Here is a 12,034-nt window from a genome sequence, read left to right as displayed (position 1 = left end):
GCCCTGCCGGGAGTCCCGCCGGTAGGCTCTGGAGCTGCCGAGATGTCCGGGAGCGGTCCCCGCGGACCGACCCCCACCACCGACCTTTAAGGACGAACGTGCTGATTGCCGGGTTCCCCGCCGGGGCCTGGGGCACCAATTGCTACTTGGTCGCCCCCGCCGCCGGCGAGGAGTGCGTCATCATCGACCCGGGCCACCAGGCGGCCCAAGGAGTCGAGGACGCGGTCAAAAAGCATCGGCTCAAGCCCGTCGCGGTCGTCCTCACCCATGGCCACATCGACCATGTCGCCTCCGTGGTCCCGGTGTGCGGCGCGCACGATGTCCCGGCCTGGATCCACCCCTCGGACCGCTACATGATGAGCGACCCGGAGAAGGCCCTCGGTCGCTCCATCGGTCAGCAGCTCATGGGCGAACTCACCGTGGGGGAGCCGGACGACGTCAAGGAGCTGAGCGACGGTGCCGCCCTGGAACTCGCCGGGATGGAGTTCTCCGTCGCGCACGCCCCGGGCCATACCAAGGGGTCGGTGACGTTCAGGATGCCCGAGCAGGCCGACATTCCGCCGGTCTTCTTCTCTGGCGACCTGCTCTTCGCCGGCTCCATCGGACGCACCGATCTGCCGGGCGGCGACCACGCCGAGATCCTGCAGTCGCTGGCGCGTGTGTGCCTGCCGCTGGAGGACTCGACCGTCGTCCTGTCCGGCCACGGCCCCCAGACCACCATCGGCCGCGAGCGCGCCACCAACCCCTTCCTGCGGGAAGTGGCCGCCGGCCCCGGAGGCGGCTTCAGTCCGGCTCCACGACGAGGAATGTGACGAGACCTTCCGTGAGCACCTTCAAGGCCCCCAAGGGCACGTACGACCTGATTCCGCCGCAGTCCGCCACCTATCTCGCGGTGCGCGAGGCGATCGCCGCGCCGCTGAAGAACTCCGGGTACGGCTACATCGAGACGCCCGGTTTCGAGAGTGTCGAGCTGTTCGCGCGCGGCGTCGGTGAGTCCACCGACATCGTGACCAAGGAGATGTACGCCTTCGAGACCAAGGGCGGCGACCAGCTGGCGCTGCGCCCCGAGGGCACCGCGTCCGTGCTGCGCGCCGCACTGGAGGCCAGCCTCCACAAGGCGGGCAACCTCCCCGTCAAGCTCTGGTACTCCGGCTCGTACTACCGCTACGAGCGTCCGCAGAAGGGCCGTTACCGCCACTTCTCCCAGGTCGGCGCCGAGGCCATCGGTGCCGAGGACCCCGCGCTGGACGCCGAGTTGATCATCCTGGCCGACCAGGCCTACCGCGCGCTGGGGCTGCGGAACTTCCGCATCCTGCTCAACTCCCTGGGCGACAAGGAGTGCCGCCCCGTCTACCGCGCCGCGCTGCAGGACTTCCTGCGCGGGCTCGACCTGGACGAGGACACCCGGCGCCGGGTCGACATCAACCCGCTGCGCGTCCTGGACGACAAGCGCGAGTCCGTGCAGAAGCAGCTCGACGGGGCGCCCAAGCTCCGCGACTACCTCTGCGAGGCCTGCAAGGCGTACCACGAGCAGGTGCGTGAGCTGCTGACCGCGGCGGGAGTGGCCTTCGAGGACGACGAGAAGCTGGTCCGCGGCCTGGACTACTACACCCGCACCACCTTCGAGTTCGTCCACGACGGCCTCGGCTCGCAGTCCGCGGTGGGCGGCGGCGGCCGCTACGACGGTCTCTCCGAGATGATCGGCGGCCCCGCGCTGCCGTCCGTCGGCTGGGCGCTGGGCGTCGACCGCACGGTGCTGGCGCTGGAGGCGGAGGGCATCACGCTCGACATCCCCGCCGCCACGGCCGTGTACGCGGTGCCGCTCGGCGAGGAGGCCCGCCGGGTGCTGTTCGGTGTGGTCACCGAGCTGCGGCGGGCCGGTGTCGCCACCGACTTCGCGTTCGGCGGCAAGGGCCTGAAGAACGCCATGAAGTCCGCCAACCGCTCCGGCGCGCGGCTGGCGCTGGTGGCGGGTGAGCGGGACCTGGCCGAGGGCGTCGTCCAGCTCAAGGACCTGGAGAGCGGTGAGCAGACCGCGGTCGCGCTGGACACCGTGGCCGAGGAGGTCCGGCGCACGCTGGGCTGAGCTGCGGGACGGCGGACCCCGAGGGGCCCGGACGGCGATCGGCCGGCCGGGCCCCTCGTGTGTGCCGGTTCTTCCGCTGTGCCGTTTCTTCCGCGCCGCCGGACGCCCGGGGTCAACGCCTGCCGTGCGTTCATCCCGGCGAAGGGATTCCGGCCCGGCGGCACCCGCGGTGGCCGGCCGCCGGGCGGGCGGAGAGGGCAGGCGGGAGTGGAGCGAACCTGAGAGAACGCTGTGTGCGGAGGGCTCTTCTTTATGTTCGTCGCACAGTGGGTCATGGTGGAGTTGGGGCAGAATGAACGGCGTGCCCGTGACCGGGCCCGCGCTCAGCCCCAACTCCCGAGGGACCGACGGAACGGCGATATGACGACGACAGAGCTTGACGACGTGTCCACCGACGACGACCGCGTGAGCGGCAGGGGCACCATCGGCTCGGGTCGCGGCCTCGCGTTGCTCCTGGTGATCACCGGCGCGCTGGGTCTGCTCGCGGCCTGGGTCATCACCCTGGACAAGATCGAGTTGCTGAAGGACCCGAACTACAAGCCGGCCTGCAGCCTGAACCCGATCATCTCCTGCGGCAACATCATGCAGAGCAAGCAGGCGGAGGTCTTCGGCTTCCCGAACCCGGTCGCCGGTCTGGTCGCCTTCGGCGCGGTCATCGCGATCGGCATGGCCCTGCTGGCCGGAGCCCGCTTCCGCCGCTGGTACTGGATCGGACTGAACGTCGGCACGCTGCTCGGCACGGTCTTCTGCATGTGGCTGATGTCCCAGTCGCTGTACGTCATCAACTCGCTGTGCCTGTGGTGCACGCTGACGTGGCTGATCACGATCCTGATGTTCTGGTACACCACCGTGCACAACCTCAAGCACGGGATCATCCCGGCCCCCGACGGGCTGCGCCGGGCCGTGCTGGAGTTCCACTGGGTCGTGCCGGTGCTCTGGTACGGCGTGATCGCGCTGCTGATCCTCACCAAGTGGTGGACGTACTGGAGCAGCCTGATCTGAGTCCCGCCCCACGCGCTGCCCGCGCCCCGGCCCGTCCTGACGGCGGCCGGGGCGTTGTCAGTGGGGTGGCTTAGGCTCGTGATCGTGGAGCCCGACCTGTTCACCGCCGCTGCCGAAGACCGCCAGGAGAAGGACCCCGCGGGGTCCCCGCTCGCCGTCCGGATGCGTCCGCGCACCCTCGATGAAGTCGTGGGCCAGCAGCATCTGCTCAAGCCGGGCTCGCCCCTGCGCCGGCTGGTCGGCGAGGGAAGCGGCGGCCCCGCGGGGCCGTCCTCGGTGTTCCTGTGGGGACCGCCGGGCATCGGCAAGACGACCCTGGCGTATGTCGTCAGCCAGGCGACGAACAAGCGCTTCGTGGAGCTCTCGGCGATCACGGCCGGCGTCAAGGAGGTCCGCGCGGTCATCGACGGCGCGCGGCGCGCCTCGGGCGGCTACGGCAAGGAGACCGTCCTCTTCCTGGACGAGATCCACCGCTTCAGCAAGGCCCAGCAGGATTCCCTGCTGCCGGCCGTGGAGAACCGCTGGGTCACCCTGATCGCCGCGACGACCGAGAATCCGTATTTCTCGGTGATCTCGCCGCTGCTGTCCCGCTCGCTGCTGCTGACCCTCGAACCCCTCACGGACGACGATCTGCGCGGGCTGCTGCGGCGTGCGCTGACCGACGCGCGCGGGCTGGCGGGCGCGGTGACCCTCCCCGAGGACACCGAGGGGCATCTGCTGCGGATCGCGGGCGGCGATGCCCGGCGTGCGCTGACGGCCCTGGAGGCCGGTGCCGGTTCCGCGCTGGCCAAGGGCGAGAAGGAGATCACCCTCCAGACGCTGGAGGAGTCCGTCGACCGGGCGGCGGTCAAGTACGACCGGGACGGCGATCAGCACTACGACGTCGCCAGCGCGCTGATCAAGTCCATCCGGGGCTCGGACGTCGACGCCGCGCTGCACTACCTGGCGCGCATGATCGAGGCGGGGGAGGACCCGCGGTTCATCGCCCGCCGGCTGATGATCTCGGCGAGCGAGGACATCGGCCTGGCCGATCCGACGGCCCTGCAGACCGCGGTCGCCGCCGCCCAGGCCGTGGCGATGATCGGCTTCCCGGAGGCGCGGATCACGCTGAGCCAGGCCACCATCGCGCTCGCCCTGGCGCCGAAGTCGAACGCCGCGTATCTGGCCATCGACGCCGCGCTGGCGGACGTCCGGGCCGGTCAGGCCGGTGCGGTGCCGCCGCATCTGCGCGACGGCCACTACAAGGGCGCCCAGAAGCTCGGCCACGGCCAGGGCTATCGGTATCCGCACGACCTGCCGGGCGGTATCGCGGCCCAGCAGTACGCCCCGGACGAGGTGCACGGCAAGCGCTATTACGAGCCCACCCGCCATGGTGCCGAGGCGCGCTACGCCGATGTCGTCGAGCGGGTCCGGGTGCGCCTGCGCTCCGACTCCGGCGAGAGCGCCGCCGAGTAGCCCCTCCGCCGGCCGGGCCGGGGCCGGTGCGTCGGCCTCCCGGGCACCGCCGGCCGGCCGGGCGGCGGCCCCGGACTACTCGGCCGCCGCCTCGAAGAGGAGATGCATCGCCCGCCGCAGCTCCGCCACGTCCCGCACGGGCTCGGGGAAGTCGAACCGTGCGTCGAAGGAGTGCTGCTCGGCGTCCGTGAAGCGGACCCGCAGCCCGAAGCGGTCCAGGCCCACCGGCACGGCCCGGCCGCGCAGCCCGCAGACGTCCCCGCGGTCGCCCAGCAGGGCGCACAGCCCGCGCACCTGCTCGCTGTGCGCGGCGTGCAGATGCTGCAGCAGCTCCGCCTCATGGGCCGCCAGCGGATCGGGGGCGGCGTCGGCGAAGTCGTCCGGCTCGACGGACTCGGAGCCCCACAGATCGTCCACCGCGCCCTCACCGACCTCCAGGCGCAGCATCATCCAGGCGGTCCGCCCGTACAGGCCCGGAGCGGGGTCCAGCTGCAGCGCCTCGCCGATGCCGAGCAGCTCACCGACCGGGTGCCGCTCCGCGAGCAGCATCGCGGCCTCGGCGCGCCGCTCGTTGCGGACGGGGGTGAGCCAGCCGGCCACCCAGGCCCTTCCACGGATGCGATGAGGCACCGAAACCGGCGCGACATCCGTGATCTCCATCACGGCTGTCAGGTCGTCGTCCTGTGCGTGTGCCGCCGCCCGAGCCGCCGCGGAGTCGCCGGAAACCAGCAACAGCACGTCTCCGTCGGGTGTCACGGTCCGGCAGACCGGCGCCGAGAGGCCGGTCTCGTCGGGGTCCTCGACACCGGGGATGTTCAGAGACGCCATACCATTGGACTCGACGAGGGTTCGTACGCGCTCGGCGGCAGTGGGCTGCTGGGCGCCTTCCACGGGACGCGGCTGACCCGCCTCGGTGCGGTGTGCACCGGGCAGGGGGATCCCAGGTCGAAACATGCGTTCTCCTCGCGCTAAGGTAAGCCTCACCTAACTTACACGGAGGTCCGTTCCACGTGAACCAGTCGCGTCCCAAGGTCAAGAAGTCCCGTGCGCTCGGCATCGCGCTGACGCCGAAGGCCGTCAAGTACTTCGAGGCCCGTCCCTACCCGCCCGGCGAGCACGGCCGTGGCCGCAAGCAGAACAGTGACTACAAGGTCCGTCTGCTCGAGAAGCAGCGTCTGCGCGCGCAGTACGACATCAGCGAGCGCCAGATGGCGCGTGCCTACGACCGCGCTCGGAAGGTCGAAGGCAAGACCGGCGAAGCGCTGATCATCGAGCTTGAGCGCCGTCTGGACGCGCTCGTCCTGCGTTCGGGCATCGCCCGGACGATCTACCAGGCCCGCCAGATGGTCGTCCACGGCCACATCTCGGTGAACGACCGCAAGGTCGACAAGCCGTCCTTCCGCGTCCGCCCCGGCGACGTCGTGATGGTCCGCGAGCGCAGCCGCGAGAAGCACCCCTTCCAGGTCGCGCGTGAGGGTGGCTACGCCCCCGACGGCGAGACCCCGCGCTACATCGAGGTCAACCTGCAGGCTCTGGCGTTCCGCCTCGACCGGGACCCGAACCGCAAGGAGATCCCGGTGATCTGCGACGAGCAGCTCGTCGTCGAGTACTACGCCCGCTAAGCACCACAGCAGGCGCAGCACCGCGCTCAGCCCGCCGTCTCCCCGCCGCTCGCGGAGGGGGAGGCGGCGGGCTCGTTCGTGTCCGGCGGCACGATCCGTACCGTGCGGTGCGGGGCGGGCACCGGACCGGCGGGCCGCAGGACCCGGGCCACCGTCGCGTCCAGGCCGAGCCGCTCGCCGGTGCGCAGGGCACGCCCGTAGTGCTCGGCACCCAGCCGTTGCCGGGCCTGTTCCTCGCACAGCGCGTGCGGCCGGCGGAAGTAGCGCGAACCGAACAGCGGCAGCCCCACCGACGGCCAGATCCGCCCCGCGGCGCCCTGGAGCACCGCCGCCTCCTCCGCGTCCCCCTCGCCGAGCGTCACCATCGCCAGCAGCTCGATCGCCAGCACCACGCCCAGCAGGTCGTGGAAGGCGTGATGGACGGCCAGGGACTCCTCCAGCAGGGTCCGGGCCCGCTCGCCGTCGCCCCGCGACCAGGACGCGTACGCCAGCACGAACTGGGCGTAGGCCCGCGTCCAGCGCTCCCCGTGGTCCTCACACACCTCCAGGACGTCCTCGCACAGCCGCACCGCGTCCGCCGGCTCGCCCCGGAAGGCCACCGCCATCGCCAGCTCGACCTGCCCCAGCAGCACATTGCTGTTGAGCTCGCCGATCTCCCGGTAGCGCCGCAGCGCCCCGCGCAGCAGTTCCTCGGCGCGCGGCATGTCGTCGCAGACCAGCGCCAGACAGCCGGTGCGGTGCAGCGCGTAGGCGGCCGCGGTGGCGTTGCCGGTCCGCTCGGCCTCGTCGCGGCACTCCTGCAGGGCCCCCAGCGCGCCGACGGTGTCCCCCTGGAGCACCGCGACATAGCCGGCCACCCACAGCGCCTTCAGCCGTGCGTCGTCGTGGTCGCTCTCCAGCTCCAGGGCCCGGTCCAGCCAGTGCCGGCCCTCGGAGAGCCGGCCGCAGCCCACCCAGTAGAACCACAGGGTGCCCGCCAGGTACTGGCCCAGGTGCGTATCGGCGGGGCATTCCAGGCTCTGCTCCAGCGCCACCCGCAGATTGGGCAGCTCGGCCTCGATCCGGGCCGCGATCTCGGCCTGCCGGGAGCTGAACCAGTCCAGTTCGCACCAGGTGGCCAGCCCCAGATACCAGTCGCGGTGCCGGCGCCGCAGCCGGTCGCCGTCCGGGGTCGCCGCCAGCCAGCCCGCGCCGTAGGCCCGTACGGTGTCCAGCATCCGGTAGCGCACCCCGGCCGCGGTCTCCTCCCGCACCAGCACCGACTGGGCGACCAACTCCGCGATGACGTCGAGGAGTTCACCGGCCGGCAGCTCCGGGCCCGAGCAGACGTATTCGACCGCCTCCAGGTCGAACTGCCCGGCGAAGACCGACAGCCGCGCCCACAGCAGCCGCTCCTCGGGTGTGCACAGCTCATGGCTCCAGCCGATCGCGGTACGCAGCGTCTGGTGGCGCGGCAGGGCACCGCGGGCGGTGCCGGTCAGCAGCCGGAAGCGGTCGTCGAGCCGGTGGAGCACCTGGTCCACGGACAGCGCGCGCAGCCGTCCGGCGGCCAGCTCCAGCGCGAGCGGAATGCCGTCGAGCCGCTCGCAGAGCTCGGTGACCGCCGCCTCGTTGGCCGCCCCGACGGTGAAGCCGCCGAGCACGGCCGCTGCGCGGTCGGTGAACAGGGCGGTCGCATCGGCGGTGTTCAACGGCGCCAGCGCCACGTTCTGCTCGCCAGTGAGCCCGAGAGGCCGTCGTCCGGCGGCCAGCACCCGCAGCCCGGGGGCGCGGCGCAGCAGCTCCGCGGTCAGGTCGGCACAGGCGTCGACCAGATGCTCGTAGCCGTCCAGGATCAGCAGCAGTTCCCGGCCGGCGAGGTGGTCGCACAGCGCGGTGCGCACCGGACGGCCGCTGTGGTCGGCCGGCGCCAGTGCCTCGGCGACGGTGTGGTCCAGGAGATGCGGTTCGCGCAGGGACGACAGTTCGACCAGCCACACCCCATCGCAGAAGCGATCCTGCAAGATCGCTGCGCCATGGCCGGCGAGCCGGGACTTGCCGACGCCGCCGAGGCCGGTGAGCGTCACCAGCCGGGCCGATTCCAGATGCCGTGCCAGCGCGGCCAGTTCGTCGTCGCGGCCGATGAAGCGGTTGAGTTCCGCGGGAAGGTTCCCCTGCCTGCCCGGCGCCCGCAGACGCTCGGGAGAAGGGCGGGAGAGGGGACCGGGGCGCGTGAGGCGTCGCATGGCACACGGAGCGTACTCGGCAGGATGCGGACCGTACAATCACGCTGCCGGATTCCCCCGGCGGCCGCTGTGCGCCACCGGGAACGGGGTACGGACGGACAGTCACGGCGCGATAAGGTCAAGGTTGCCGTTCGAGCAGGACGAGAACCAGACCAAACCAGTCGGAGAGTGGTGCCAACGTGTCCGGTGGAGAGGTGGCCGGGATCCTCGTGGCCGTCTTCTGGGCGATCCTTGTGTCGTTCCTCGCCCTCGTGCTGGTGAGGCTCGCGCAGACGCTCAAGGCGACCACCAAGATGGTGGCCGAGGTGTCCGAGCAGGCCGTACCCCTCCTCGCCGACGCCTCCGCAACGGTCCGCTCCGCGCACACCCAGCTGGCCCGCGTCGATGCCATCGCCGCCGACGTCCAAGAGGTCACCGCCAACGCCTCCGCGCTCTCCTCGACCGTGTCCTCCGCCTTCGGCGGTCCGCTGGTCAAGGTGGCGGCGTTCGGCTACGGCGTGCGCCGCGCGATCGGCAAGAAGGGCGAACCGGAGCCGAAGCGCACCGTCGTCCTCGGCCGTACCCTGCCCGGCGCCCGCCGCGGCGGGCGCCGCAACCGTCGCTCCAAGGACTGATCACAGCGATGTTCCGCCGCGCATTCTGGTTCACCACCGGCGCCGCCGCCGGCGTGTGGGCCACCAACAAGGTCCACCGCAAGCTGCGCAAGCTGCAGCCCGACAGCCTCGCCGCACAGGCCGCGGACAAGGCCGTCGAGACCGGACACCGGCTGCGCCAATTTGCATTGGACGTACGAGCCGGAATGGCGGACCGTGAAGAACAGCTGCACGACGCCCTGGGGCTCGGCGAGCCGACCGAGGTGCGCGAGCTGCCGGCACCGCGCCGCGCGGTGCTCGAACCGCAGTACCGAACCACGAGAACAACCGGACACACCGGTCTGACCGGACCGACTGGAAAAGAGGACCACTGATGGAGTCGGCTGAAATCCGCCGCCGCTGGCTGCGCTTCTTCGAGGAGCGCGGGCACACCGTCGTGCCGTCGGCGTCGCTCATCGCGGACGACCCGACGCTGCTCCTCGTGAACGCGGGCATGGTCCCCTTCAAGCCGTACTTCCTCGGTGAGGTCAAGCCGCCCGCCCCGCGCGCCACCAGCGTCCAGAAGTGCGTCCGTACGCCGGACATCGAAGAGGTCGGCAAGACCACCCGGCACGGCACGTTCTTCCAGATGTGCGGCAACTTCTCCTTCGGCGACTACTTCAAGGAAGGCGCCATCAAGTACGCCTGGGAGCTGCTGACCGGCTCGCAGGCGGAGGGCGGCTACGGCCTGGACCCCGAGCGCCTCTGGATCACCGTCTACCTCGACGACGACGAGGCCGAGCGCATCTGGCACGAGGTCGTCGGGGTGCCCAAGGAGCGCATCCAGCGCCTGGGCAAGAAGGAGAACTACTGGTCCATGGGAGTACCGGGCCCCTGCGGTCCGTGCTCCGAGATCAACTACGACCGCGGTCCGGAGTTCGGCGTCGAGGGCGGCCCGGCCGTCAACGACGAGCGGTACGTGGAGATCTGGAACCTGGTCTTCATGCAGTACGAGCGGGGTGCGGGCACCGGCAAGGAGGACTTCGAGATCCTCGGCGAGCTGCCCAGCAAGAACATCGACACCGGCCTCGGCCTCGAGCGCCTGGCGATGATCCTGCAGGACGTCCCGAACATGTACGAGACGGACACCCTGCGCGTCGTCATCGACAAGGCCACCGAGCTCTCCGGTGTGCGCTACGGCGCCTCCGACGCCACCGATGTCTCGCTCCGCGTCGTCGCCGACCACATCCGTACCTCCACGATGCTCATCGGCGACGGTGTCACCCCCGGCAACGAAGGCCGCGGCTACGTCCTGCGCCGCATCATGCGCCGCGCCATCCGCAACATGCGGCTGCTCGGCGCCTCCGGCCTGGTCATCGGCGAGCTGATGGACGTGGTCATCAAGACCATGGGCCAGCAGTACCCGGAGCTGCTGGAGGACCGCCGCCGTATCGAGACGGTCGCCCTCGCCGAGGAGGCCGCCTTCGTCAAGACGCTGAAGGCCGGCACCAACATCCTCGACAGCGCCGTCACCGACACCAAGGCCGCGGGTTCCGCGGTCCTGCCCGGCGACAAGGCCTTCCTGCTCCACGACACCTGGGGCTTCCCGATCGACCTCACCCTCGAAATGGCCGCCGAGCAGGGCCTTTCGGTGGACGAGGACGGCTTCCGCCGTCTGATGAAGGAGCAGCGGGAGCGCGCCAAGGCCGACGCCCAGTCCAAGAAGAGCGGCCACGCCGACCTGTCCGCCTACCGTGAGGTCGCCGACAAGTCCGGCAGCACGGAGTTCACCGGCTACAGCGCCACCGAGGGCGAGTCCGCGATCGTCGGCCTCCTGGTCAACGGCGCCCCGGCCCCGGCCGCCCACGAGGGCGACGAGGTCGAGGTCGTCCTGGACCGCACCCCCTTCTACGCCGAGGGCGGCGGCCAGCTCGCCGACACCGGCCGGATCAAGCTGGACTCCGGCGCCGTCGTCGAGGTCCGTGACGTCCAGCAGCCGGTGCCCGGGGTCACGGTCCACAAGGGCGTCGTCCAGGTCGGCGAGGTGGTGCTCGGCTCGGCCGCGTACGCCACCATCGACGTCACCCGCCGGCGCGCCATCGCCCGCGCCCACAGCGCCACCCACCTCACCCACCAGGCGCTGCGCGACGCCCTCGGCCCCACGGCCGCGCAGGCCGGCTCGGAGAACTCCCCGGGCCGCTTCCGCTTCGACTTCGGCTCGCCGGCCGCCGTGCCCGGCGGGGTCCTCACGGACGTCGAGCAGAAGATCAACGAGGTGCTCTCCCGTGAGCTCGACGTCCATGCCGAGGTCATGAGCATGGAGGACGCCAAGAAGCAGGGCGCCATCGCCGAATTCGGCGAGAAGTACGGCGACCGCGTCCGCGTGGTCACCATCGGCGACTTCTCCAAGGAGCTGTGCGGCGGCACCCACGTCCACAACACCGCTCAGCTGGGCCTGGTGAAGCTGCTCGGCGAGTCCTCCATCGGCTCCGGTGTGCGCCGGGTCGAGGCCCTGGTCGGCGTGGACGCCTACAAGTTCCTGGCCCGTGAGCACACCGTCGTCTCCCAGCTCACCGAGCTGGTCAAGGGCCGCCCCGAGGAGCTGCCCGAGAAGATCTCCGGCGTCCTGGCCAAGCTGAAGGACGCCGAGAAGGAGATCGAGAAGTTCCGCGCCGAGAAGGTGCTGCAGGCCGCCGCGGGGCTGGCCGACGGCGCCAAGGACGTCCGCGGGGTGGCGCTGGCCGCCGGGCAGGTCCCGGACGGCACCTCCGCCGACGATCTGCGCAAGCTGGTGCTGGACGTACGCGGCCGGATCCAGGGCGACCGTGCCGTCGTCGTGGCGCTGTTCTCGGTCGCCAACGGCCGCCCGGTGACGGTCATCGCCACCAACGAGGCCGCCCGCGAGCGCGGCATCAAGGCCGGTGAGCTGGTCCGTACGGCCGCCAAGACGCTCGGCGGCGGTGGCGGCGGCAAGCCGGACGTCGCCCAGGGCGGCGGTCAGAACCCCGCCGCGGTGCCCGAGGCCATCGAGGCCGTCGAGCGCCTCGTCGGCGAGGCGGCCTGACGCGCGTG

10 protein-coding genes are annotated in these 12,034 nt (G+C 71.2%); 8 read left to right on the top strand and 2 right to left on the bottom strand.

What is annotated here, in order from left to right; genetic code table 11:
• The first annotated feature begins 98 nt into the window (after positions 1 to 98).
• The 4 genes from NUT86_RS08085 to NUT86_RS08070 all read left to right on the top strand — a co-directional run bounded on the left by NUT86_RS08085 (position 99) and on the right by NUT86_RS08070 (position 4,543).
• Positions 99 to 812 carry an MBL fold metallo-hydrolase gene (locus NUT86_RS08085; protein ID WP_159489755.1) on the top strand — a complete coding sequence of 238 codons (714 nt, stop codon included), beginning with the start codon at positions 99 to 101 and terminating at the stop codon, positions 810 to 812.
• Positions 813 to 823: 11 nt separating this feature from the next.
• On the top strand, positions 824 to 2,086 hold the full coding sequence (gene hisS, locus NUT86_RS08080) for a histidine--tRNA ligase (RefSeq protein WP_093644759.1): 1,263 nt from the start codon (positions 824 to 826) through the stop codon (positions 2,084 to 2,086).
• A 360-nt stretch (positions 2,087 to 2,446) separates the two neighbouring features.
• Positions 2,447 to 3,088 (top strand): vitamin K epoxide reductase family protein, encoded by a 642-nt coding sequence (locus tag NUT86_RS08075; protein ID WP_274734395.1) that lies wholly within the window; start codon positions 2,447 to 2,449, stop codon positions 3,086 to 3,088.
• An 84-nt stretch (positions 3,089 to 3,172) separates the two neighbouring features.
• Positions 3,173 to 4,543, top strand: a complete 1,371-nt coding sequence (locus tag NUT86_RS08070) for a replication-associated recombination protein A (RefSeq protein WP_037740679.1) — start codon at positions 3,173 to 3,175, stop codon at positions 4,541 to 4,543.
• Between the two features lie 75 nt (positions 4,544 to 4,618).
• Here the strand turns inward: NUT86_RS08070 and NUT86_RS08065 are convergent, their stop codons facing one another.
• Positions 4,619 to 5,371 (bottom strand): DUF2470 domain-containing protein, encoded by a 753-nt coding sequence (locus NUT86_RS08065; RefSeq protein WP_274740411.1) that lies wholly within the window; start codon positions 5,369 to 5,371, stop codon positions 4,619 to 4,621.
• Between the two features lie 182 nt (positions 5,372 to 5,553).
• Between NUT86_RS08065 and rpsD the strand changes: the two genes are divergently transcribed.
• Entirely contained in the window at positions 5,554 to 6,165 is a 612-nt protein-coding gene (rpsD, locus tag NUT86_RS08060) for a 30S ribosomal protein S4 (protein ID WP_018087621.1), read from the top strand.
• Positions 6,166 to 6,191: 26 nt separating this feature from the next.
• Here rpsD and NUT86_RS08055 read toward each other — a convergent pair whose 3' ends face one another.
• Positions 6,192 to 8,390 (bottom strand): ATP-binding protein, encoded by a 2,199-nt coding sequence (locus NUT86_RS08055; RefSeq protein ID WP_159489751.1) that lies wholly within the window; start codon positions 8,388 to 8,390, stop codon positions 6,192 to 6,194.
• Positions 8,391 to 8,569: 179 nt separating this feature from the next.
• Between NUT86_RS08055 and NUT86_RS08050 the strand changes: the two genes are divergently transcribed.
• From NUT86_RS08050 to alaS, 3 genes are read left to right on the top strand one after another with little or no spacing between them, the layout of a single operon-like run.
• Positions 8,570 to 9,004, top strand: coding sequence for a DUF948 domain-containing protein (locus tag NUT86_RS08050; protein WP_174876461.1), 435 nt, complete (start codon positions 8,570 to 8,572; stop codon positions 9,002 to 9,004).
• 8 nt (positions 9,005 to 9,012) lie between these two features.
• Positions 9,013 to 9,357: a DUF6167 family protein gene (locus NUT86_RS08045; RefSeq protein WP_018087618.1), complete on the top strand. Its 345-nt coding sequence runs from the start codon at positions 9,013 to 9,015 to the stop codon at positions 9,355 to 9,357.
• Complete coding sequence (gene alaS / locus NUT86_RS08040; protein WP_018087617.1) at positions 9,357 to 12,026, top strand: alanine--tRNA ligase; 2,670 nt, start codon at positions 9,357 to 9,359, stop codon at positions 12,024 to 12,026. Before NUT86_RS08045 ends, alaS begins: the two co-directional genes overlap by 1 nt.
• The last annotated feature ends 8 nt before the right edge of the window (positions 12,027 to 12,034 follow it).

The organism is Streptomyces sp. G7(2002) (assembly GCF_028870195.1).
GTDB lineage: Bacteria > Actinomycetota > Actinomycetes > Streptomycetales > Streptomycetaceae > Streptomyces > Streptomyces nigrescens.
Note: the sequence above shows the minus strand (reverse complement) of the source record. Positions and strands in the feature narration are given on the sequence as shown.

Coding starts and splice junctions, on each gene's coding strand:
- NUT86_RS08075 (WP_274734395.1), top strand. CDS start 2,447: ATGACGACGACAGAGCTTGACGACGTGTCCACCGACGACGACCGCGTG.
- NUT86_RS08065 (WP_274740411.1), bottom strand. CDS start 5,371: ATGGCGTCTCTGAACATCCCCGGTGTCGAGGACCCCGACGAGACCGGC.
- NUT86_RS08055 (WP_159489751.1), bottom strand. CDS start 8,390: ATGCGACGCCTCACGCGCCCCGGTCCCCTCTCCCGCCCTTCTCCCGAG.
- NUT86_RS08045 (WP_018087618.1), top strand. CDS start 9,013: ATGTTCCGCCGCGCATTCTGGTTCACCACCGGCGCCGCCGCCGGCGTG.
- alaS (WP_018087617.1), top strand. CDS start 9,357: ATGGAGTCGGCTGAAATCCGCCGCCGCTGGCTGCGCTTCTTCGAGGAG.